The organism is Brevibacillus sp. AF8 (genome assembly GCF_021270385.1).
Classification (GTDB): Bacteria; Bacillota; Bacilli; order Brevibacillales; family Brevibacillaceae; genus Brevibacillus.
Map to the genome: position 1 here is coordinate 20934 of NZ_JAGQDN010000005.1, position 23866 is coordinate 44799.

Genomic DNA, 23866 nt, shown 5'->3' on the forward strand with positions numbered 1-23866 from the left:
ACACTAGGACAAGTGAAGGAGGATGGCAGATGGATGAGAACATTGAGTACACCATGCCTTTAACCGGGACACTGGCTGAGGCTGTGGAAGACCAGAATGCCAAGCAACTAGGGGTGCCCTTCTCGCCGCTTTCGCAAATGTGGCAGGTAAATCCGGATGCTCGGACGAATGAAGAAGAGACTGTGAAAAGCAGGCACAATGAAAGCAACTTGCCGCAATAGCAGCACGTATGAACGACAGCCAGAAGACAGTCATGGCTGTCTTTTTTGTTTAGCACGGTGAATACGTGAGGAGGCAGAGGTATGCAAGTCTGGTTGCATTCTTTTTGGGTAGCGATGGTGCTAATCGGTTGCATGTGGGGGATGTACGAAATCGGGGCAAAGCAGATTGGTAATATGAATACGAAAAAAGCAGCACTTGAAACGCCGGTTACTTCCACACAAGCGAGTCAGAAGTTGGTGGACCGTGACGCTGTTGTTGAAGCGTTTGATTGGACAGACGACAAGGGTGTAGGCCTCGAGTATAACGAAGCTGAGCTGTTACAAATGCAAAAAGATCCGGACAACCATAACTACAAAAAAATTCTCCGCCGTTTTGTGCAGAGTGAGTTGAAAACGGAAATCGAGAGCTTTCAAACGATAGGCAGTCAATTAAATCCCAGAAGATTTCTTGTAGCGACGACAGACGGCATGCTGTACGAGGTGACGATGAAAAAAAGGAGTAATCATCGGCAAATGTGGACGGTAGAAGGGTACAACATGACGGCTGGATATAGAACGGATGTGGAGCAAGAGCAAGACCTGCCGGAAGATATGTATCCAACCTATCGTGTGATGGAGCTAGCCGAAGCAGATTTGCAAATCCAAGCGTGGGCAAAGCAGCTTATTCAAAACAGTCAGGGTCATACATTTAACACCGCTCTAAACGGCAAAACCTATCTCTTGATCAAAACATCGCAGAGTGAAACAGATTCGGTGGAGATTGAGAGAATTAGAATCTGGGTGGAAGAAATGCTCGTCTATTATCAAACATATGAATTTGGAGAAGGGGCAGATCGTTCCATACTTAATAACTACTTGCTGATTGAAGTGCCGGAAACTGCAGAATCTGGTGTGACGTTTTACAATACGGTAACCGTTGTCCGCTAGGTCTACTTCTTTTACAATGAAAGAAACGACGACATAAACCAAAAGTGAGGAAATACATATGACGATGAAAGCTTACCTATACAACAAGTGTGATACATGCCGCAAAGCAAAAAAATGGCTCACGGATCAAAATATTGGCTTCGAAGAAATTCCGATTGTCGATGCACCGCCGTCCAAAGAAGAGCTGCGCCAAATTTGGCAGACAAGCGGCCTCGATTTGCGCAAGTTTTTCAATGTGAGTGGTGTCCAATACCGCGAGCTGGGCTTGAAGGACAAGCTGCCTACGATGTCCGAGGATGAAATGCTTGAGTTGTTGGCTTCCAATGGCAAGCTGATCAAACGGCCTCTTATCGCAAGTGATCGTACCGTAACTCTTGGTTTTAAAGAAGAAGAACTGGAGAAGGCTTGGGGAGGGAAGGCATGATGCGCCAACCATCCAAGAGACTGAACCATCTTTCCGCCGATATTTTTTCAGAGATGGAGGCTCGCAAAAGGGAAGTTGCCAAAACAAAAACAGTATACGACTTGAGCATCGGCAGTCCTGATCAGCAGCCTGACGAGAAGCTTCTGCAAACGTTAATCCATGCCATCCAGCAACCAAGCGCTTTTCGCTACCCATTGAGCGATGGAACGGCGGCCTTCCGAGAAGAGGTCGCCCGCTGGTATCAATATCGTTTTGGGGTGGAGCTGGCGCCAGATGGGGAGGTTCATTCCTTGATGGGGTCACAGGATGGTTTGGCTCACTTTGCTTTGGCATGGACCGATCCTGGAGATATCGTCCTTGTACCCGATCCTGGGTATCCGATCTACGAAGGCAGTGTTTATTTGGCGGGAGCGGTACCTTACCGGATGCCTCTGCGGGCAGAAAATGAATTTTTGCCAAAGCTGACAGACATTCCAGAGGAGATTGCGTCTCGTGCAACGTTTATGATTCTGAACTATCCGAATAATCCGGTTTCCGCGGTCGCTACCCTTGCCTTTTTTGAAGAGGTTGTGGCTTTTGCCAAGCGTTTTGACATTATCGTGGTTCATGATTTGGCCTATTCGGAAATGGTGTTTGACGGCTATCAAGCGCCGAGCTTTTTGCAAGTGCCAGGGGCGAAGGAAGTGGGAATTGAATTTAATTCGTTCTCCAAGAGCTTCAACATGGCAGGCTGCCGGATCGCTTACGTTGTAGGGAACGCAGACATCATTAAGCCGCTTGCGATTGTAAAATCGAATATCGATTACGGCGTCTTTTTGCCTGTGCAGCAAATGGCCATTGAGGCTTTGCGAAACGATCGGGAATCAGGTAGGACAAATACAGTCGCCTCCGTTTACCAGGAACGACGTGATGTGCTGCTGGGGGCATTGGCAAAGGCGGGATGGAGCATTCCATCTCCAAAGGCGACTATGTTCGTCTGGGCAGCTGTACCGGACGGCTGGACGTCACGAGAGTTTGCTTTCGCATTACTGGAGAAAGCCGGTGTCGTGGTCGTTCCGGGAAGTGCCTTCGGCGAAGAAGGAGAAGGGTATGTACGAATTGCTCTCGTCCAACCTCCTGATATTCTGTTAGAGGCGGTGGCTGCCATAGATCAATCCGGGATTCTCCGCATGAAAACAAGTGTGTAACAGTTGAAGTCAAATAAAGAGGGGATGAGCTTTCATGCGTTTGCGCGAAGAAATGCCTGACTTTTCCGGGATTACGGAGTGGATCAACGGGCAAACAACCAAAGCTGATTTGGCTGGAAGTCCTGTTTTGGTGCATATCTGGTCCGTCAGTTGTTACATGTGCAAGGAATCGATGCCAAGCATAAATGAATGGCGAGACCAATACGCTGCTAACGGTTTGAAGGTCATTGGAATTCATACGCCTCATTCGGAAAAAGATACTGATATCGAGCTGATCAAAAAAGCGATTGCAGAACAACATTTGACACACCCTATTGCAATCGATAATGATAGAAAGACAGTCGATGCATTCCAGAATGAATACGTCCCCGCTTTTTATTTGTTTGACGAGGCTCTTCAGTTACGTCATTTTCAGGCAGGAGAGAAGGGTCTCCAACTGGTAAAAAAACGCTTGTTCAGAATTTTGGGGATCGAAGAGGAATCCTAGAATGTTCGTCTAATTATGTATGTGTAATGGATTGTACCCGATAGGAGGATATGTAAACGATGGAATTCCCGAAAAATCTACGTTACAGTGAAGAGCATGAGTGGGTGCGAGTAGAAGGAAACAAGGCGTACATCGGAATCACTTCTTTTGCTCAATCAGAGCTGGGTGACATCGTGTTTGTCGAATTGCCTGAAGTAGGCGCGACAATCCAACAGGATGAGCCGTTTGGCAGCGTGGAATCGGTAAAAACCGTTTCTGAACTGTACGCTCCTGTAACTGGTAAAGTAGTAGAAGTAAATGGCGAACTGGAAGATGCACCTGAACTGGTTAACTCTTCGCCATACGAGCAAGCATGGATGATCGTCGTCGAATTGTCTGATACAGCTGAGCTGGACAAGCTGATGGATGCAGACAAATACGAAGCGATGGTAAAAGAATAGGAAACAAAAAAGCCGGGGCTTTTGTGCTCCGGCTTTTCTTATTTTTATGGGCGGGCTACTCCAACTTGAATGTTCGTACTGCATCATTAAGCTCTTCTGCCATTTTCGCCAGCATCGTTGCAGCTGAAGAGATTTCCTCCATGGAAGCGGTTTGTTCTTCCGCTGCTGCTGCAACCGTTTGAGAGTTGCCAGCTGATTGCTCTGCGATTTGTGTAATATGTGTAATGGCGGATACAATCGTTTGCATTTGCTGACTGATCTTGCTCATTTCCGCTGTCACTTCATTCATGCGAACGAGCAACCCGGACGTGGAGTCGGTAATTTGTTCAAACGCATTGCCTGTTGAGCGAACGAGAGTCATGCCTTCTCCCAAAATCGAAGCGCCATGATTCATTGCCGCAATTGCTGAGCCTGTGTCCTGCTGAATCACTGTGACGATGTGACTGACCTGCTCGGCGGCGGAGCTGGACTGTTCAGCGAGCTTGCGCACCTCGTCAGCTACAACGGCAAAGCCTCGTCCTTGTTCTCCGGCGCGAGCTGCTTCGATAGCGGCGTTCAGAGCGAGCAGGTTGGTTTGATTGGCGATCGTCGTGATGAGTGAGATCATTTCTCCAATTTCTTGAGAGCGTTGGCCTAGCGTATTGACAATGGTAGAGGTCTTGGCCATTTGGCTATGGATCACATCCATGTGCTCGACCGTTTTGGCTGCCATCTGATTGCCATCTGTGGCTTGGCGGTTCGCTTCTTGTGTAGAGTGATTGACATCCTCAATGCCTTTTTCCATTGCTTCGATGTGTACGGCAATCTCGTTGATGACCTCATAGCCTTGAACAGTTGCATCCACTTGCTGCTCCGTACCGTAGGCAATTTCTTGAACGGATTGAGCGATCTGCTCTGTTGCTTTGCTCGTCTGTTCCGCACTGGCCATCAATTGCTCTGACGTAGCAGCAACCTGTTGAGCGTTGAAGCTGACTTGCCCAAGCGTTTCGCGCAAGGTTGCCGTCATGGAGTTGAAGCGATTTGCCATAACCCCCATCTCATCTGCTGTCTGAATATCCATGGAAGCGGTAAAATCGCCACTGGAGAGGGCATGCGCCAGCTGGTTCGCGCGATCGATTTGTTTGGTCAAGTATTTGCTGAAGTAATAAATGACAGCAATCATGATCAACAGACCGATCAGACTCACCGTACAAAGCTCAAAGAACAAGTCATAGAGTGGATCAGCAATTTCTTTTTCTGGCATCACGAGAGCGATTGTCCAGTTTGTATCTCCGAGCTCTTGAAAATAAACACGATTGGCGCCATTTTCATCGGTAAACGTCTTCATCCCTGATTTCTCTTCCAGAAGAGAAGGACCGATTGCTGCCAAGGAAGCATTCTCGTCAGATTGAACGGAATGATTCATCAGTTTGTCCGCTTGAGGATGAGCGAGGTATCTCCCTTTTTGATCCACCAAAAAGGCCCAGCCTGTTTCGCCTACTTTTGTACTGGAGACGAGCTTTTCCACGTCAGTGAGTGTAATATCGTCTGTGGCCACACCCAGAAGCTTTTTATCCGGAGTGTAAAAAGGGGCGACTACCGTCACCATGGAGACCTTGGAAACCTCGTCAAAGTACGGCTCGGAATAATCGGTTTCCTTCTTGGTTGAATTACCGACCTTGTACCAGTCTTGATTGGGATAGTTGTAAGAATCGCTGCTGTATTCACCTGTAATGTTAACCTTGCCGTCGTTCTTAGCCCCGTAGGTAGCAACGAGTTTCTTGTTTGGGTCAAAAGCGTAAGGTTCCATGAAAATTCCCATTCCAACCGTCGTATCATTAATGAGAACGGTTTTGGACAGCAGGGAATTTAATTGCTCCAGCGAATTTGTAATAGGACCCATTTCAATAAAGCGAGCCATACTCAACGTTACCTTGCTATGGGCTTCCAGTTGCTTTTCCACATTACTGGCGACCATATCTAGTTGATAGTTCATTTTGTCTTCAATTTCCCGATTCAGTTGGTCGACAGAGAACCAGAAACCGATGCCCACGACGAGCAAAAGAGTCAAGATAATGACAGGCAGAGTAATGGTTAGTGTTCGAGCACGAAGACTTTTGAAACGAAGCATGAAACCGCTCTCCTTTTTGAATTTTTGCTAAAATGATTATTATTCCTTATTATCGGATAGATTCAGACTACCTTTTATGATGGATTTAGGCAAATGAGGTAAAGTATTCATACTAGTCAGAAAATGTTGCAGGAATCTAAACAAATCGAGTAAAATGGATAAACCAAATCTTACTTCGATTCCTTTATTGGTAGCATTTGCGGGTGGAGAGTTAGTGGGCATATACGCTACAATGCGGATACAGACAAAGTTTCGACCAAAAAACGGACATGGACGTTTCATTTGGCGAATAGGGAGGGAGACTATATGAGTTTTTGTTGTGGTGCTGGAATGGTAGGTTCCGTAGGCTCAGTCCGTCATTATAAAACGCTTGTACACAATGTCCCGATCATGTTTTGTCCTGTATGTGACAGAATTGAGGTTCATCCTGGTATTGAGGGAGAATACGAAATTTTAGTAGAATATGCTCAGGGAGATCAGGCTCCAGAAGTGGATTTTGCTGACTTTGTGAGTGTTGACAATACATCCGAGTTGTTTGAGAATTGTACCATGACGGATGAAGCAGCCAGCTTCGCCGAAGTGTTAAAGCAGCAGATTGATATATCACTTGATCTGCTCGGGATCGCCAAGGAGTTACAGGATGACGATTGGCGGGAAGCATTGATGATTCGTTTAAGACGGTTAAGCGAGCGATTGAAGCAGTACAATAAAAGAAAAGCTAATGTCGCACAAGAGCGCATGACCTGAGTTGACGTGGGAGGCAGTGTGAATGTTTCATTTGAAAGCCGTTCACCACATCGCATTGAATTGTAGTGATGTTGTGAAGGTAGCTCGTTTTTTTAAGGACATTTTGGAAGTCCCTATCCCGGAAGAGAATATGACGGAAGGAGCACCTGTCTACTTTCAAATTGGCACATACACACGGATCGGTCTTCATCCTCATGGCGGGGAAGCTGGGAAAGGCGGCGTAGGGCAAGTCGATCATCTCGCCTTCTCTGTGCAGAGCCGTGCTGAGCTGGACTATCTGGTTGATAAGCTGGAGGCAGAGAATATTTGCTATCGTGGCCCAATTACACAGCCTACCAGCTATAATTTGTATTTTGAGACACCTGATGGTCACCACCTTGAGGTGCGACTCGATAAAGACGAGTTCGATGAGTAGTGTTTCCGAAAAGCATCTGCGTAAAGCGGATGCTTTTTGTTTTTGCCATCTTACTGCTGTGGTGCGGGACGAACACACAAAACCTGATGAGAAGAAAAAGCACAGGGCTCGTAGACCTTGACAACGCCTACCCAGTCGGAACTTAAAAAAGGGAACCCGGTTGTCGAACACTTCTTCCCTGAGAAACGTCCGCCCGTAGGGTGGCTTTGGCTCGACGGTTCCCTTTTTTATGTGGAGACGAGCAGTCAATCCTCCTTGCGGGCGTGTCAGAGTCGAAGAGAACTGTGCTTTTTCTTCTCCTCCACTATGTTGGCTCAAACGGCCTTTCTAACGATGTCGAGAAAAAGATGCTCCCCCTGACAACAGCCGACAGTGACTCTCATTCCTCGCCAAAGGATTCGACTTCACAGGCCACGAACCCAATTGGGAAGAGAGGGGTGGCGTGCAGATGATCGGAATGGGCAGACTGCTTTTTGAACTGGGCGAGCGACTGCAAGGAAAAGCACACTTGCGATTCATAACGGCAGGATGGGAGCGCAGGATCGGAATTGTAGTGGATGATTCACCGTCACAGTGGCAATTGACGATAGCAAAAGGCGTTGCATCCTGGGATGTATGGACAGAAGAGCAGCCTGCCGATCTGATCATCAGAGGAGGGGAGAAACAAATGCACATGCTCTTTGGTGGCGATGAGCTCGTCTATGTTTTAGCCAAAGAAAAGGTGCAAATAGCAGGGACATTGCGCGATCAATTGAAGCTCGATGCCATTTTGCGACTAACCTGTCGGTGAACTGTCCAATGGGGCGGTGTGATATAATAGGAAGAAACGGTTTTGGAGGAGGCGCTTTGATGTCTACTGTTATGTCGTTGCAACAGACGGTTGCTGCACGTAAAGATGCTATTGCCGAAACATTCCGTCATCTGCATGAGAATCCGGAGATAAGCTGGAAGGAAGTAGAAACGACTCGTTATTTGGCGGAGCGCATGCGTGCCTTGGGACTGCGTGTTACGACTTTTGACGATTGTACAGGATTAGTGGCTGAATGGGGCGAAGGAAAGCCAGTTGTCGGCTTGCGCACAGATATCGATGCTCTCTGGCAAGAAGTGAACGGTGAGTGGCGCGCGAATCATTCCTGTGGTCATGACGCCCACATGACATTGATCGTGGAAACGGTAGAAGCATTGGTTGCCGCTGGATATCAACCGCCGGGAACGTTAAAAATTTTGTTCCAACCAGCAGAAGAAAAAGGAACGGGAGCATTGAAGCTAGTGGAGAAGGGTGTCGTCGATGACATCGATTATTTGTACGGTGTTCATTTAAGACCGATTCAGGAGATGGCAAATGGCACGGCAGGACCCGCCATCTACAACGGAGCAGCTATGTTCCTTTATGGAGAAATAACAGGAGTAGCGGCGCACGGTGCGAGACCACATCTCGGGATCAATGCGATTGAAGTAGCGGGAGCGATTATTTCGGGTCTCGGGCAAGTACATATCAACCCGATGGTGCCAGCCACTGTCAAAATGACTATGCTGCAGGCCGGGGGAGAGAGCTACAACATTATTCCGGACAAGGCGCGTTTTGCTCTTGATCTACGAGCGCAGACGAATGAGGCGATGGAGACCCTCGAGAATCGCGTTCGTCAAATGATTAACGGAGTCGCGGAGTCTTTCCAGGCACGCATAGAGGTAGAGTCCGGTTCTCGCATGGTAGCGGCAGAGGTCGATGAGAAAGCGAAGGCATTTATGGAGCAGGCGATCGTAGATGTGCTCGGTCAAGAGAATTTGCGAGCGGCGCCTGTCAGTCCGGGAGCGGAAGATTTCCACTACTATACGGTGGAGCGCCCTCATATCAAGGCGACGATGCTGGCTCTTGGATGCGATTTGGTACCGGGGCTGCATCATCCGCAGATGCATTTTGACCGCTCTGCATTGGAAAAAGGTGTGGCGATTTTGTGTCAGACAGTCGTAAAAACGTTTGAAAATACGTAAATCTTTATGCCTTGTGAGAGCAACACTAAGGGAGTAAACTCTTGGTGTTGCTCTTTTTGTGGGGAAAATGTCTCTGCGTACTCCACGAATAGTCGATAGACTGATTGGTTTGTGGACAAAATACTGCTGTTGGGGAATAATACGCATGAGGAGGGTTATTCACACATTCTCCATAAGAGATTATAAAATTATGTAGCTTATTTAGCTAAATGTGATATACTAATTACAAATCGAGCGACAATTAGAAAGTCACAATAAATGATACACATTTTGGGAAGGAGATCGTTCACACATGGAAACCAATACGGTTCAAAAGCTTACTGACATTCTTGGAGCTACGAAAGTGTATCATAACTTGCCTGTAGCTAATCTTGTTGAGATGGCAGTGAAGCGTGGCGAAGGGATTTTGACCGACAAGGGGGCGCTCAATGCGCTAACAGGGAAGTTTACCGGCCGTTCGCCAAAGGACAAATTTGTGGTGGACGAAGCTTCCGTACACGATAAAATCAACTGGGGTCCGGTTAACCAACCAATCAGTACTGAAAAATTCCAAGCACTTCAACAAGACGTGCTCCAATACTTACAATCAAAAGATGAACTGTTTGTCTTCGATGGCTTTGCGGGTGCAGATACAACCTATCGCCTGCCAATCCGCGTAGTGAACGAATTCGCTTGGCATAACCTGTTTGCACGTCAGTTGTTCATCCGTCCGTCTGAAGAAGAACTGGCTGCGCACGAATCAGAATTTACGGTGATCTATGCGCCTAATTTCAAGGCCAATCCTGCGGTGCACGGAACGAACTCCGAGACCTTCATCGTATTGAGCTTTGAGCAAAAGACAGTGTTGATCGGTGGCACCGAGTATGCTGGCGAAATGAAAAAGTCGATCTTCAGCGTAATGAACATGCTGCTTCCAGAGCGCAACGTACTCTCCATGCACTGCTCTGCGAACGTAGGCAAAGAAGGAGACGTTGCCCTGTTCTTCGGATTGTCCGGTACAGGAAAAACAACGCTGTCAGCTGACCCGGACCGTTTCTTGATCGGTGACGATGAGCACGGCTGGTCTGACAATGGCGTTTTCAATATCGAAGGCGGATGCTATGCAAAATGCGTCAAGCTGTCTGAAGAAGGCGAACCGCAAATCTGGAAAGCAATCCAGTTCGGTACCGTACTTGAAAATGTAGACGTAAATGAAGCGACTCGTGTAGCAGACTACGACAGCACCAAATATACAGAGAATACACGCGCTGCGTACCCAGTAGAAGCAATTCCGGGTGCTGTGATTCCAGGCGTGGGCGGGCAACCAAATGTCATCGTCTTTTTGACAGCCGATTCGTTCGGTGTATTGCCGCCAATCTCCAAGCTGAATAAAGAGCAAGCGATGTACCACTTCCTGTCTGGCTACACCAGCAAAATGGCAGGTACAGAGCGTGGCGTAACTGCTCCGCAAACAGAGTTTTCTACTTGCTTCGGTTCTCCATTCTTGCCACTGCATCCAGTAGTATATGCAGAAATGCTCGGTAAGAAGATTGACGAGCGCAAGGTTCAAGTATACCTGGTGAACACTGGTTGGACTGGTGGCCCGGTAGGTGTTGGGCAACGTATGAAGCTGTCCTACACACGTGCGATGGTAACAGCAGCATTGAACGGTGAGCTGGAAAAAGTAGACTATGTAGCTGATGAGATTTTCGGGGTACAAGTGCCGACTGCTTGCCCGAACGTTCCTGCTGAAGTTCTGCAACCACGCAATACATGGGCAAACAAGGAAGAATACGACAAGCAAGCGGCTGATCTGGCTGCACGCTTCATTGAGAATTTCGAGAAGAAATTCCCGAATGCAACAGATATCGCGAATGCGGGTCCAAAAGTAAAGTAATCGAACAGGAAAGAAACGGGTAGACGATAAGGTCTATCCGTTTTTTCTTCGTGAAAACAGAAAAAACCGTCAACGTATGACCGACGGTTTTGAGCTTATCCGTTACTTGTTGCCATCGAATACTTTCGAAGTATGGATTGGTACAACTTTTCCATTTGACTGACGGAATAGAGTCAGGTAAGCTTCCGAAGGGAACCCTTCAAAAATAGAGTGATAGCGATACATAAGTTTCTTGTTACTCTTTTTCAAAATGATCCTTCCATTTCGAGTTATCCATTGGTGTTTTTTACAAAAAGCACCTGCAATTTGGACGGAAATGTATGTCCAAAAGTTACAAAGGGAAAAATGCTGCGGAGGCAAGAATATTTAGGAAGGGATTCATGCGCAAAATCGGACTTTCTAAATATAATGATATAAAAAATACAGATATGTTTCATTCCTTGATTTATAATTATTCTTATTATAAGATAGTTATTGAGAATGGATTGAGAATTTACCAACTCACTTTTGACGTGTATGGAGGGAATTCAGATGACAGCAGTACCGCATTTGCAAATAAAAAACCTTCGCGCCAAGATCGAGGACAAAGAGATCCTCAAAGGCCTGAATTTGGAGATCAAGGGCGGCGAAGTGCACGCGATCATGGGACCAAATGGTACCGGTAAATCGACATTGGCATCCACGCTGATGGGTCACCCAAAATATGAGGTAACCGATGGCGAAGTGCTGATCAATGACGAAGACTTGTTGGAAATGGCAGTAGACGAGCGCGCACGTGCAGGTCTGTTCCTGGCGATGCAATACCCGTCCGAAATCAGCGGTGTAACCAACTCTGACTTCCTGCGTTCCGCAATCAACGCGCGCCGTGGCGAAGGAAACGAAATCTCCCTGATGAAATTCATCCGTGAGATGGACAAAAAGATGAACACCCTGGAAATGGATGAATCTTTCTCCCACCGTTACCTGAACGAAGGCTTCTCTGGCGGTGAGAAAAAGCGTAACGAGATTCTGCAAATGATGCTCTTGGAGCCAAGCATCTGTATTTTGGATGAAATCGACTCCGGTTTGGACATCGACGCATTGAAAATCGTTGCAGCTGGTGTAAACGAAATGCGCTCCGCAGACCGCGGATTCTTGATTATTACGCACTACCAGCGTTTGCTGAACTATGTAAAGCCTGACTTCGTACACGTCATGATGCAAGGTCGTATCGTGAAGTCCGGTGGTCCTGAGCTGGCTGAACGCCTGGAGGCAGAAGGCTACGACTGGATCAAGGAAGAGCTCGGCATCGAGGACGAAACCGTAAACGCCAACGTGTAGGATGAAGGAGGCAGCAGTGAAATGAGTGTGGATGTACAGCTACGCTTCGATTCCGAGGCGATCACCCAGTACTCCAAAGCTAATCAGGAGCCTGCCTGGTTCCTGGAAAAGCGCCTCGCTGGACTGAAGGCGGCGGGAGAGCTGGCGCTCCCTGCCTTGGAGAAAACGAAGATTGATAAATGGAATACCGTTGATTTCGATCCGTTCCAAACCACTGCGAAGGTGGCAGCGGCGAATGAACTCAGCGATTTGGTAAAAGCACAAATCGATGTCGACAGCGTGAAAAACCTGTTGGTACAAAAAAATGCTTCTACCGTTTTTCAAGCAGTATCCGATGAGTTGAAGGCACAAGGCGTGATATTCACGACTTTTGCTGATGCTCTGCAATCACATGGCGATCTCGTGCAAAAATATTTGCTGAACGTTATCGCACTTGATGAGCACAAGCTGACTGCTTTGCATACGGCAGTAGTAAATGGTGGCGTATTCCTCTACGTTCCGAAAAACGTGGAAGTAGATGTTCCCCTGCAAGCTGTGTATGAAATCGCAGGCGACAACGCTCTGTTGGCTCCACATGTATTGATCGTGGCAGAAGCGAACAGTAAAGTAACCTACGTGGACACATATGTATCTGGCGAGGGCAAAAGCATGGTTGCGAACAGCCTAGTTGAAGTATATGTAGGCGCGGGTGCATCTGTGCAAGTAGCTTCTGTACGTTCTCTGTCTGTAGACGTTCACGACTACAGCTTCCGTCGTGCAACGGTTGAGCGCGATGGAAAAATGGAATGGATTTTGGGTGAGATGAACGATGGCAATACCGTTGCCAACAACACCACCATCCTCAAGGGAACTGCTTCGATTGCAGAGACCAAATCCATTTCTGTAGGTACGGGTTCCCAACGCCAAAACCTCACTTCCCAAGTTCAGCATATCGGCACGCACACTGAGTCTGACATGGTGAGCAAGGCTGTTATGACGGATGAAGCAGTGAGTATCTTGAACGGTATCACGAAAATCGAAAAAGGCGCTGAAAAGGCAAACGGCGTACAGGCGGAAAACATCCTGATGCTGAGCGATAAATCTCGCGGTGATGCCAACCCGATCCTGTTGATCGATGAGGATGACGTTAAAGCGGGTCACGCAGCTTCGGTAGGACGTTTTAGTGAAGAGTCTATCTTCTACTTGATGTCTCGTGGTATTTCCCGTCAAGGCGCAGAACGTCTGATCATTCTCGGCTTCCTGGAGCCAGTTGTCGCTGAGATTCCAGTAGAAGAAGTGAAGAACAGACTCCGTCAGGCGCTTGAAAGGAAGTTAGGCTAATGAACGCCAAGGAGCTTCGGAAATATTTTCCCATCCTACACCAGGAAGTAAACGGACATCCGCTCGTTTATTTGGATAATGGTGCAACCTCTCAAAAACCGATTCAGGTTATTGAGGCGATGGATAAATACTACAGGGAGTATAACTCCAACGTGCACCGTGGCGTGCACACCTTGGGTAACATAGCGACAGATGGGTACGAAGGCGCGCGTGAGAAAGTTCGCGCCTTCATCAACGCCCGTGAAGCCGCAGAAATCGTCTTTACGCGTGGTACGACCTCTGCTTGTAATACGGTAGCGTACGGCTATGCTCGCAAGTACCTGGGGCCTGGTGATGAAATCGTGACCACATTGGTGGAGCATCACGCCAATTTCATTCCATGGCAGCAGGCAGCCAAGGCGACCGGAGCGACCTTTAAGTTCATTCCGCTGGCAGAGGACGGTACCGTTACTCTGGAGGCGGTCAAGGAAACGATTACGGACAATACCAAGATCGTTGCCATTCACCATGTTTCCAACGTATTGGGGGATACTACTCCAATCAAGGAAATTGCCCAAATCGCTCATCAGCATGGCGCACTTTTGTTTGTTGATGGAGCGCAGGGTGCTCCACACAAGAAAATCGACGTCCAGGATTTGGATTGCGATTTTTATACGTTTTCAGCCCACAAGATGGCAGGACCGACAGGCGTAGGCGTCCTGTACGGCAAGCGTGAGGTGCTGGAGCGTGTGGAGCCGATGGAGTTCGGCGGAGAAATGATCGACTACGTGGATATGTACGATTCCACGTGGAAGGAGCTCCCTTGGAAGTTTGAAGGAGGAACTCCGATCATCGCAGGTGCTATCGGATTGGGAGCAGCAATCGACTTTTTGGAAGAGATCGGTATGGACAATATCGAGCGTCATGAAAAACATCTCGTCAAGTACGCGATGGAACAAATGCGCGAGATAGAAGGACTGAAGATTTACGGCCCACAGCAGGACCGCAGCTGTTTAATTACATTCAACCTGGATACAGTACATCCGCATGACCTGGCGACGGTGCTGGACAGTTACGGAATCGCAGTTCGTGCCGGGCATCACTGCGCACAACCGCTGATGCGTTGGCTGAATGTGACAGCTACCGCTCGGGCGAGCTTCTATCTGTACAATACAGAAGAAGAAGTAGATGTGCTGATCGCGGGCTTGAAGAAGACGAAGGAGTATTTCGGCAATGTCTTCTCTTGATGATTTATACCGCCGCGTCATTATGGATCACTACCAGAAACCGCGCAACCGCGGCAAGCTGGAGGAATCCGACGGACTCATTGTGAATTTGAATAACCCGACCTGTGGCGACAGCATCTCGCTCTCCTTGAAAGTGGAGGACGGCAAAGTGGTGGACGCGAAGTTCCTCGGCGAAGGCTGCTCGATCAGTATGTCGTCTGCATCCATGATGACAGATGCTGTCAAAGGTAAGCCAGTAGCAGAAGCACTGGAGCTGTCGCAAAAATTCTCTGATATGATGCAAGGCAAAGAAATCGATGATTCGATTGACCTTGGTGATATCGAAGCCTTGTCTGGCGTAGCCAAGTTCCCGGCACGTATCAAGTGCGCGACACTGGCTTGGAAAGCATTGGAGCAAGGTGTCAAACAGGCGGAGCAGGAATAGTGATGGGTAAGGGAAATGAACACGAAGGAGTGAGCAACGATGGCTGTTAAAGGCCCAGAAATACAGGAATATCAGTACGGCTTTCACGACAAGGACGTTTCTGTATTCCGTACGAAAAAGGGTTTGACCCGCGAGATCGTCGAAGAAATTTCGAAGATCAAGGATGAGCCAGCATGGATGCTGGAATTCCGTCTAAAAGCATTGGACATCTTCAACAGCATGCCGATGCCAAAATGGGGCGGCGATCTGGACGACCTCGATTTTGACAGCATCACCTACTACGTAAAGCCTTCTGAAAAGCAAGGCCGTAGCTGGGATGAGGTGCCGGAAGAAATCAAGGCAACCTTTGACAAGCTGGGTATTCCAGAAGCAGAGCAAAAGTTCCTCGCAGGTGTATCTGCCCAGTATGAATCTGAGGTAGTTTATCACAACATGCAGGAAGACCTGGAAAAACTGGGCGTTCTCTTCTGCGACATGGATTCTGCGGTGAAGCTTCACCCAGAAATCGTGAAAGAATACTTCGCGACAGTGATTCCGCCAGCAGACAACAAGTTTGCTGCGTTGAACTCGGCAGTATGGTCCGGTGGCTCCTTCATTTACGTACCAAAAGGTGTAAAAGTGGAAACTCCGCTGCAAGCATACTTCCGCATCAACTCCGAGAACATGGGTCAATTCGAGCGTACGCTGATCATCGCCGATGAAGATTCCTTCGTTCACTATGTAGAGGGCTGTACAGCTCCAATCTACAGCACGGATTCCTTGCACTCCGCTGTTGTAGAAATCATCGTAAAAGAACGCGCTCGTTGCCGTTACACCACGATCCAAAACTGGTCCAACAACGTATACAACCTCGTTACCAAACGTGCGGTTGCATACGCGGATGCGAACATGGAATGGATTGATGGTAACATCGGTTCCAAGCTGACGATGAAATACCCAGCAGTAATCATGAAAGGACCTCGCGCGAAAGGTACCGTTCTTTCCATTGCAGTAGCAGGAAAAGGACAACACCAAGACGCAGGTGCGAAAATGATTCACTTGGCGCCAGATTGCACATCGACGATCATTTCCAAGTCGATCTCCCGTGATGGCGGAAAAGTAACGTACCGTGGTCTGTCGCAGTTTGGACGCAAGTCGGAAGGCTCCAAGTCCAACATCAAATGCGATACGCTGATTCTGGATAAACTGTCCACGTCTGACACGATCCCGTACAACGAGATCATGAACGACAGCATCACGCTTGAGCATGAGGCGACTGTATCCAAGGTATCCGAGGATCAACTCTTCTACCTGATGAGCCGCGGCTTGTCAGAAGCAGAAGCAACTGAGATGATCGTAATGGGCTTCATCGAGCCATTCACTAAAGAATTGCCGATGGAGTACGCGGTAGAGATGAATCGTCTCATTAAATTCGAGATGGAAGGCTCTATCGGATAAGCGTTTCGATAACGTTACAATACGTGTCTGATTCGTTCAGACACGTATTTTTTGTGCCCTGCTTGATGAAGGAAAACGCAACAGCCCTCTGACGGTAATTCGCCAGAGGGCTGTTTTTATGAGGACTTACTAAATTTCCATAATAAGATCATAAATAACGCCATCGGAATGACCCAAAGTAAAGGAATGGCGTTGAGTGCGTAGCTCGTTTTGAATTTCAACTTGTGATAGCAGTACCAACTGCCCAACGTTGAGGCAAGTAGTACAAGCGGATACGATAGGATCGTATAGAACACCCCTGGCGCTCCAGTATCATATTTATCTTCAGGTAGAAGCACAATGGTAAAAATAACAGAAATGGCCCAAGCCAATAAGAAAATGGCATATATGCTTTGAGTAATAGAAAGGATGAGACAAGCTGTCTTGTTTTTCATAAGTGCCTGATTCCTCCCAAAAAGTGGAATTGCTAACAAACAAGACGAGAGGAGGTTGAAAAAGGTAACCATTCATATGATTTCGTCAGTCCAACTTGCAAAGTATCTTGCCAATTAAGTAAATTAGGTTAATACCAATTGTGTTATGAAAACACCGATAATCATTACTAAAATGGGAAGATAAGAGTTGCTGATTGCGATTTATGGTAGTAGAGGGAGGATGAACCATGAAGGTTTTAATAGTGGAAGATGACAAGACCATTGCAGATGGTTTGCACTATTCGCTTTCCAGTGAGGGCTATGAAGTAGTTCTTTGCGAAGGAAAACAAACTGCACTCGAAACAATCAAACAGCACAGTTTTGATCTATATTTACTCGATCTGACTCTCCCAGATGGTAATGGCTATGAGATTTGCGAATATGTAAAAGAAAATCAGGATGCACCTGTCATCTTCTTGACGGCGTGTGATGATGAAATCAATGTGGTTCGAGGGTTAGATATGGGGGCAGACGACTATATCACAAAGCCGTTTCGTATCAGGGAGCTAATTAGCCGAATGAAGTCATCCCTTAGACATTACCAAAAAGAACCCAACTTGTCTGACAAAGTCAAGATTGGAGATATTGTCGTAAATACAAAACTGGCTAAAGTGTACAAAGGAACCGAGGAAGTGATGCTGACTGCCTTAGAATACCGTTTGCTGTTAGCATTCATAAATAATAGAGGACAAGTTCTGTCCAGGAATCAGTTGTTGGAGGGCATTTGGGATATAGATGGTAACTTTATCAATGACAATACCCTTTCTGTTTACATTAAACGGCTTCGAGAAAAGTTGGAGGATGATAGCCAGAATCCTAAAGTGATTGAAACCGTACGCGGACTGGGTTATCGAATGAGTGGCAGCCATGCTTAAAAACAAAGAAATACGGAAGTTATGCATGTATAGCATGTTTATTTCTTTCATTGGGATCACTATTCTATGGATGATAGACTGGAAAGCGGGGATTGTCGGAGTTGCAATGGTATTTCTGCTCCTTTCAATTTTTTTCCTGTTTACCCGCAAACGTTATCAGGACATCAGGAAGCTCGCTTATTATTTGGCTTCTGTATATTCAGGCCAACCCACGATGGATATTAGGGATAACGTTGAGGGTGAATTGAGCATTTTGAAAAATGATATTTATAAAGTCACATTAACGTTGTCCGAGCAGTCTACTCTACTGAAAAAGGAAAAACAATACTTGGCAGATACTCTTTCGAACATCTCCCATCAATTAAAAACGCCACTTACCTCTATGTTTGTCATGGCTGATTTGTTAAACAACCCTAGTCTGCCCCCAGACAAGAGGGAGGAATTCTTGGGCAAAATTATCAATCAGTTGAAGCGTATTGAATGGCTCGTAACCTCATTGCTCAAGCTGTCCAAAATCGAAGTGCAAAGTGTTATTTTCAAGAAGGAACTTGTATCTGTCAAGAAAATGATAAACAAGGCAGTAGAACCACTCCTTGTCCCCATGGAATTAAAAAATCAGGAGCTCTCTTTTTCCTGTAAAGAAGACCTTTTCGTGCATGGAGATGAAAACTGGACGGTAGAAGCCATTTTGAACGTAATTAAAAACGGGATTGAGCATACGCCGGTCGGGGGACAGATTGCTATTTCGTGTGAGGAAACACCCTTGTATACACAAATTGTCATTGCCGACAGTGGAGAGGGGATTAGTCCGGAAGATGCCCCACACATTTTTGAACGATTTTATAAAGGGAAGAATGCGGGAGCGGATAGTATTGGAATAGGGCTAGCGATGTCTAAAACAATCTTGCAAAGTCAAAACGCCGATGTGTTTATGGAAAGTCAGATTGGTGCAGGTACAACATTCAGAATCAAATTTTACAAGCAAATCATTTAGATGACAAAATTGTAAGAATGAATGTCACCGAAGAGACATGTTTGGCAGCTATTCTCAACGTAATAACTTATCTGGGAGGATCATGATGGAGATTTTGCGAGTAGAGAACCTGTCAAAGACGTACGGTGATGGCGAAACAGCTGTTACTGCATTGAACGATATCTCATTTTCCGTACAAAAAGGGGAGTTTGTGGCGATCATTGGACCATCTGGTTCAGGTAAGTCTACCCTTTTGCATATTCTGGGGGGCGTTGATACGCCTACATCGGGTAAAGTGATCGTTGACCAGACTGATATGTACGCGATGGATGAAACGGCACTGGCCATCTTCAGGCGCAGACAGATTGGGCTTATCTATCAATTTTACAACCTGATCCCTGTCCTTACTGTGGAGGAAAATATCACCCTGCCATTGCTGTTGGACGGTAGAGAAGTAAATCAAGATATCTTTTCCGGTATCGTAGAGACTCTAGGCCTTCAACAGCGATTAAAGCATCTGCCAAACCAGCTTTCTGGAGGACAGCAGCAGCGTGCGTCTATTGGCCGTGCCTTGATTAGCAGTCCCGCCATTGTATTGGCTGACGAGCCAACAGGGAATTTAGACAGCCAAAATAGTGCTGAGATTGTGAAGCTCTTGAAAAAACTACACAAAGAACGGCATCAAACACTGATCGTTATTACACATGACGAAAACATTGCCTTGAAAGCGGACCGTATTATTGGCATTCAGGACGGCAGGATTTCCAGAGATGAGGTGATCAGGCGATGAATATCGTAAATCAGCTCACTTTACGTTATATGAAGAAGAATAAGAGCCGTACCCTTGTTACAATCATTGGGGTTGTCATTTCTGTCGCAATGCTTACAGCTGTATTTTCGATTAGCAGTTCTTTCATGGAAATGATGCAGAGAAACGCGATTGCCTACTCTGGTAAATGGCAGGCAGCTTTTCTCGATGTTGCAGGAGAAGATGTTGCGGTTATTACAAATGCAGAAGGAATTGAAAGGTACGACATTGAACAGAAACTCGGATTTGCACGACTTTCTAACTCTCCAAGCAGCGTGAAGCCTTATTTGTATATTACTGGACACAGTAAGCATGATGTAATAGGGGTGAGCCTAATTGATGGGCGTTTGCCTCAAAATGAAAATGAACTGGCACTCTCATCACAGTTTCTCCAAACCGCAGGGGTAAGCTGGAAGGTTGGAGATGTAGTCACCTTAGATTTTGGTAAACGTAGCTTGAATATAGATGGTAAGAGCGAGACATTAGACACCGATTATGTCTATCAATCAAAGGAAGTCTTTACGCCTACAAAGACAAGAACATACACAATTACCGGGATTGTTCAAGCGCCAGCTAGAGAGCGGGATGCACTGGCCGCATACCGTGCATTTAGTGGACTCTCCGAGGGTGATTTAGAGGAGGGTTTTCCCTATACGGTAAGTGTTGAATATAAGGATTTTAAAGGTTTAGGAAATAACATTTATGAAACGAGTGACACGATTGCTAGTAAAGTAAGCGGAGTAAAGGATCAAGTTAAATCGAATGGAGTAAAAATCAAGTACAATCGGGACCTTTTGCTTTATTCCGGGATTTCGAATGATTCCCACTTTCTTAACACCATGTATCTGGCAGTTCTTTCCGTGGGAATTATCATTCTGATTGGATCTGTCTCACTAATCTACAACGCGTTTGCGATCTCACTTTCAGAGCGTAGTCGCACTTTAGGGATGTTATCTAGCGTAGGGGCAACCAAACAACAAAAAAGGGCTTCTGTATTTTTTGAAGCTACGGTAATCGGGATCATAGCTATTCCAGCCGGGTTGTTTTTTGGGTCAATTGGCATTGGAGTTACTCTCCATTTGCTCAGCCCATTCATTCAAAAAATGTTTGTCGCTAGTGAACCGATGCGACTGGTGATAGAGCCGTACAGTATGATTGCTGTCGTTTTGTTTTCCGTTTTGACATTGCTCATTTCTGCATGGTTACCAGCAGTGAGGGCTTCGAGAATTACACCGATAACTGCAATCCGCCAGACAAAGGATATCGAAATAAAAGGAAAAGATGTTCGTACATCCAAAATGATCCGGAAGTTGTTTGGATTTGAAGCGGAATTAGGATTAAAAAATCTGAAAAGGAATAAACATCACTATCGCTCAACTGTCTTTTCTCTTGCGATCAGTGTAATCTTGTACCTAGCAGCTTCTTCCTTTTCGTTGTATATGGATAAGTCCTACAATATGGCACAAGCACCGCTACCATATGATCTGTCAGTAAACGCAAGGGGAGCCGATCTGGAAAGGGTAAGGTCATTAACAAATGAATTGATGTCTGTCCAAAACGCAACAACAAAGGTGCGGACCCAACTTATCGGTGCTGATCTATTACTCAACGAAAACGAGGTTACCACAGACATCTCCAGTCGCCATACTCTTAATCCAGAAGGGAAATACTTCATGTCTGCAAACATTGTTTCTCTGGATGAGGCCTCTTTTGCAGCGTACCTGCAATCCGCTGGGATTGATGCAAAGAAATTGGAAGGTGACGAGATTTCTGCAATACTTGTCAATCGGTTCACCTTGAAAGAAGAACATAATTTTACAGATATCTCTCAATTAACAGTCCAAGAAGGATCAGAACTGCCTCTCACTTTGATTGAAGGAGCTAAAGTCCGAATTGCTTCTATCACGGATAAACGTCCACCTTTTATGCTACGCTACCAGGAAGATGCTTTTATGGTTACATTTGTTGTTTCTGAACGAGGATTTGACAAGTTAAGAGAACGTGGGAACAATATGCTGTCTGAGCAAGTTACTAGCGAGGTTCAATTTACAACTGAGCAGTCTGCGGCATTGGAAAATGAAATAAACCCGATTATTAACAGATATCCAGATGTACATGTCTATACGACCAATCTGATTGAGGAGCGTCAGGATGCAATGAATCGCGCCACAGTCACATCCGTATTCCTTTATGGGTTTGTGGTTCTCATCGGACTCATTTGTATGGCAAATATTATCAACACAATATCGACAGGGATGGCCTTGAGAAAACGTGAGTTTGCGATGTTGGCTTCCATCGGCATGACGCCAAAGGGCGTGAAGAAAATGCTACGGTTCGAAGGGTTTTTTTATGGAATGAAGTCGCTTATTTACGGACTACCGATTAGTTTATGCGTGATGTTTTTCATCTACAAGATCCTTGACCGTAATTTTGAATTTGCTTTTACGTTGCCTTGGGCGGATCTTATCATTGCTGGGATAGGTGTGTTTTTTATTGTGGGGTTGACGATCTTTTATGCGAATAGAAAATACAAAGAATACAGTATCGTTAATTCGTTGAAGAACGAAAACATTTGAACGAGGGAGTAATGATCTTAAGGAACCTTGCACCTTGCAGAGACAAAAGCTCATAAAGACAAGTAGTGAACAGTTCTTGACGAAGGAATAACGCCTTAGAAAAATACGTGTCTGATTCGTTCAGATACGTATTTTTTATTGCACCTGAGCTGTAAATAGTGGATCAAGCACAGCGAGGAAAAAATGAAAACCCGACCATGAGATCGGGCAAAAGAAATCCTTTTATGAAGCTATCCAATCGAGTTTAAACACGGGAACACCACCAAAAGCGTTTCCTAAATCGTACCATGTCAAAGTCGTAATGGTCGAGCAGTTTTCACTTATCACGCTGTTTAACTATTGAGTCGGTTACTCATAGTGAGGGGATGGAGGGTCAAAGTAACATTCTAATCCGACAATCCCCCAAAAAAGGATAAATGTGAACAGTACATACAGCCATCTTTTACGAAGTGACTGGGAATTCACGATAAAACCCCAACTAAGTAGGGGGAGTGTTATCAATATGATGGATACGAAGTCGGTCATGCGGAATTCACTCCTTCACGTTTTATTACGCAAATGGATAATAATGGTTACTTTTTCGATACGCTCAATGGGAACGGAGAAATCATCGGGCTTGCGCCAGGTGTAACCGTTATTTCAGCCAAATATGCCGGAAAAACATCCAAGCTGACAGTCTATGTCGGTGGGGCTGAGCTGATCTGTCACGATTGCAGAAGGTGAAGAGGAAGAGATCACAAAAGGAACAACGAAACTCAAGGTGAAGTACCAAGGAAAAAGCATGACGATTTCGGTAAAAGTCACGAAATAAACTAGAACAGTTCCCTCGGGATAACGGTGGCTTTTTTGTGCGTGTTCAAACATGTACATTCACTCCGCACAATGATAAAATGTTCGTATATACAAGATTACGCTACCCAGCATCAACGAAGTATGCCTACGTATCCAGGCATGCTTTTTTTCGGGCGAGCACAAACCTTTTCACAAATGCGCAGTTGCTCTTCTATGAGCAGGCAGCCATAGAGGTTTTCATACTTTTTGGAGCGGGGTTGCACATATGATAGTGGTGAAGGAATTAATGGATCATTGCCACCACTTTTTTGGGAGCCAAGGCGTTCTGTATCAATCGGAAGATGCGGATATCCTGATTGCCGTCTATCCGGCTACGCGCAAGCGAGGATGGTGGACGTATGCCACGCTTGAGCTGCACAAGATGGGGGCCACAGAGTACCTCGTCTATTCCTATCAGTTTGAGCAGAGAATGATTACGCATTTGGCAAGAGTAGCAGCCCAGGTAATTCGTCAGTGGGAGAGTCAATCTACCCGTATGGAGTCTGGGAGCATCTTTTCGCTCGGGGATACAATCGTGGAAAAATCGGTTTTGAATCATATGGTACTGACCCCTGCCTATTATGAAGAGGCTGGACTTGAATATTATACAAACGGCAAGGACGTAATCAGGTTCATGATGCTTCATGCAATCGCGGATTCTGAAGCAAAGTTTTTGGAACAATATGGACTTATGGCATTACAGGAATGGTTAGCGCACTCCGGTGTCGATTCCCTGAATGTTACGCGTACGCCTGCCATCTGAGAAGGGAGCGAGCG

At 46.2% G+C, this 23866-nt stretch carries 24 protein-coding genes; 22 read left to right on the forward strand and 2 right to left on the reverse strand.

Annotation, left to right across the window (positions count from 1 at the left end; genetic code table 11):
* The first annotated feature begins 29 nt into the window (after positions 1-29).
* The 6 genes from KB186_RS09380 (at position 30) to gcvH (ending at position 3686) form a co-directional block, all read left to right on the forward strand.
* Entirely contained in the window at positions 30-221 is a 192-nt protein-coding gene (locus KB186_RS09380; RefSeq protein WP_173609996.1) for a hypothetical protein, read from the forward strand.
* Positions 222-302: 81 nt separating this feature from the next.
* Positions 303-1148 carry a hypothetical protein gene (locus KB186_RS09385; RefSeq protein ID WP_232773470.1) on the forward strand — a complete coding sequence of 282 codons (846 nt, stop codon included), beginning with the start codon at positions 303-305 and terminating at the stop codon, positions 1146-1148.
* A gap of 58 nt (positions 1149-1206) precedes the next feature.
* Positions 1207-1572: an arsenate reductase family protein gene (locus KB186_RS09390; RefSeq protein ID WP_041749627.1), complete on the forward strand. Its 366-nt coding sequence runs from the start codon at positions 1207-1209 to the stop codon at positions 1570-1572.
* Positions 1569-2759 (forward strand): aminotransferase class I/II-fold pyridoxal phosphate-dependent enzyme, encoded by a 1191-nt coding sequence (locus KB186_RS09395; RefSeq protein WP_221867862.1) that lies wholly within the window; start codon positions 1569-1571, stop codon positions 2757-2759. Before KB186_RS09390 ends, KB186_RS09395 begins: the two co-directional genes overlap by 4 nt.
* Before the next feature lie 34 nt (positions 2760-2793).
* Entirely contained in the window at positions 2794-3246 is a 453-nt protein-coding gene (locus KB186_RS09400) for a redoxin domain-containing protein (RefSeq protein WP_173609999.1), read from the forward strand.
* 59 nt (positions 3247-3305) lie between these two features.
* On the forward strand, positions 3306-3686 hold the full coding sequence (gene gcvH, locus KB186_RS09405; protein WP_047073101.1) for a glycine cleavage system protein GcvH: 381 nt from the start codon (positions 3306-3308) through the stop codon (positions 3684-3686).
* Between the two features lie 55 nt (positions 3687-3741).
* On the opposite strand, the gene KB186_RS09410 is transcribed toward gcvH, so the two are convergent.
* Entirely contained in the window at positions 3742-5796 is a 2055-nt protein-coding gene (locus tag KB186_RS09410; RefSeq protein WP_221867864.1) for a methyl-accepting chemotaxis protein, read from the reverse strand.
* A 306-nt stretch (positions 5797-6102) separates the two neighbouring features.
* On the opposite strand from KB186_RS09410, the gene KB186_RS09415 reads away from it, so the two are divergent.
* The 10 genes from KB186_RS09415 to sufB all read left to right on the forward strand — a co-directional run bounded on the left by KB186_RS09415 (position 6103) and on the right by sufB (position 16553).
* The gene (locus KB186_RS09415; protein WP_007726368.1) at positions 6103-6543 is read left to right on the forward strand and encodes a hypothetical protein; all 441 of its coding nucleotides are present in this window, start codon (positions 6103-6105) and stop codon (positions 6541-6543) included.
* 22 nt (positions 6544-6565) lie between these two features.
* On the forward strand, positions 6566-6958 hold the full coding sequence (locus KB186_RS09420) for a VOC family protein (protein ID WP_007726371.1): 393 nt from the start codon (positions 6566-6568) through the stop codon (positions 6956-6958).
* Between the two features lie 448 nt (positions 6959-7406).
* Positions 7407-7748 (forward strand): SCP-2 sterol transfer family protein, encoded by a 342-nt coding sequence (locus KB186_RS09425; RefSeq protein ID WP_173610245.1) that lies wholly within the window; start codon positions 7407-7409, stop codon positions 7746-7748.
* Between the two features lie 59 nt (positions 7749-7807).
* Positions 7808-8950 carry a M20 peptidase aminoacylase family protein gene (locus tag KB186_RS09430; RefSeq protein WP_173610001.1) on the forward strand — a complete coding sequence of 381 codons (1143 nt, stop codon included), beginning with the start codon at positions 7808-7810 and terminating at the stop codon, positions 8948-8950.
* Positions 8951-9242: 292 nt separating this feature from the next.
* Entirely contained in the window at positions 9243-10826 is a 1584-nt protein-coding gene (pckA, locus tag KB186_RS09435) for a phosphoenolpyruvate carboxykinase (ATP) (RefSeq protein WP_173610002.1), read from the forward strand.
* 531 nt (positions 10827-11357) lie between these two features.
* Positions 11358-12146 carry a Fe-S cluster assembly ATPase SufC gene (sufC, locus tag KB186_RS09440; protein ID WP_047073088.1) on the forward strand — a complete coding sequence of 263 codons (789 nt, stop codon included), beginning with the start codon at positions 11358-11360 and terminating at the stop codon, positions 12144-12146.
* A gap of 21 nt (positions 12147-12167) precedes the next feature.
* The gene (sufD, locus tag KB186_RS09445) at positions 12168-13466 is read left to right on the forward strand and encodes a Fe-S cluster assembly protein SufD (protein ID WP_047073087.1); all 1299 of its coding nucleotides are present in this window, start codon (positions 12168-12170) and stop codon (positions 13464-13466) included.
* On the forward strand, positions 13466-14692 hold the full coding sequence (locus KB186_RS09450) for a cysteine desulfurase (RefSeq protein ID WP_047073086.1): 1227 nt from the start codon (positions 13466-13468) through the stop codon (positions 14690-14692). Before sufD ends, KB186_RS09450 begins: the two co-directional genes overlap by 1 nt.
* Positions 14679-15116 carry a Fe-S cluster assembly sulfur transfer protein SufU gene (gene sufU, locus KB186_RS09455; RefSeq protein WP_007726380.1) on the forward strand — a complete coding sequence of 146 codons (438 nt, stop codon included), beginning with the start codon at positions 14679-14681 and terminating at the stop codon, positions 15114-15116. The genes KB186_RS09450 and sufU overlap by 14 nt, the downstream gene beginning before the upstream one ends.
* Positions 15117-15155: 39 nt before the next feature.
* Complete coding sequence (gene sufB, locus KB186_RS09460) at positions 15156-16553, forward strand: Fe-S cluster assembly protein SufB (RefSeq protein ID WP_048034589.1); 1398 nt, start codon at positions 15156-15158, stop codon at positions 16551-16553.
* Between the two features lie 116 nt (positions 16554-16669).
* On the opposite strand, the gene KB186_RS09465 is transcribed toward sufB, so the two are convergent.
* Entirely contained in the window at positions 16670-16987 is a 318-nt protein-coding gene (locus KB186_RS09465) for a hypothetical protein (RefSeq protein WP_221867865.1), read from the reverse strand.
* Positions 16988-17214: 227 nt separating this feature from the next.
* Here KB186_RS09465 and KB186_RS09470 point away from each other — a divergent pair, with 227 nt between their 5' ends.
* The 6 genes from KB186_RS09470 (at position 17215) to KB186_RS09495 (ending at position 23852) form a co-directional block, all read left to right on the forward strand.
* Positions 17215-17901, forward strand: a complete 687-nt coding sequence (locus tag KB186_RS09470) for a response regulator transcription factor (protein WP_221867866.1) — start codon at positions 17215-17217, stop codon at positions 17899-17901.
* Positions 17894-18895 (forward strand): sensor histidine kinase, encoded by a 1002-nt coding sequence (locus tag KB186_RS09475; RefSeq protein WP_232773471.1) that lies wholly within the window; start codon positions 17894-17896, stop codon positions 18893-18895. Before KB186_RS09470 ends, KB186_RS09475 begins: the two co-directional genes overlap by 8 nt.
* A gap of 85 nt (positions 18896-18980) precedes the next feature.
* Complete coding sequence (locus KB186_RS09480) at positions 18981-19664, forward strand: ABC transporter ATP-binding protein (protein WP_221868014.1); 684 nt, start codon at positions 18981-18983, stop codon at positions 19662-19664.
* On the forward strand, positions 19661-22258 hold the full coding sequence (locus KB186_RS09485; RefSeq protein ID WP_232773472.1) for an ABC transporter permease: 2598 nt from the start codon (positions 19661-19663) through the stop codon (positions 22256-22258). Before KB186_RS09480 ends, KB186_RS09485 begins: the two co-directional genes overlap by 4 nt.
* 558 nt (positions 22259-22816) lie before the next feature.
* Complete coding sequence (locus KB186_RS09490; protein ID WP_173610010.1) at positions 22817-22981, forward strand: hypothetical protein; 165 nt, start codon at positions 22817-22819, stop codon at positions 22979-22981.
* Between the two features lie 334 nt (positions 22982-23315).
* The gene (locus KB186_RS09495) at positions 23316-23852 is read left to right on the forward strand and encodes a suppressor of fused domain protein (protein ID WP_232773473.1); all 537 of its coding nucleotides are present in this window, start codon (positions 23316-23318) and stop codon (positions 23850-23852) included.
* Positions 23853-23866: the final 14 nt, after the last annotated feature.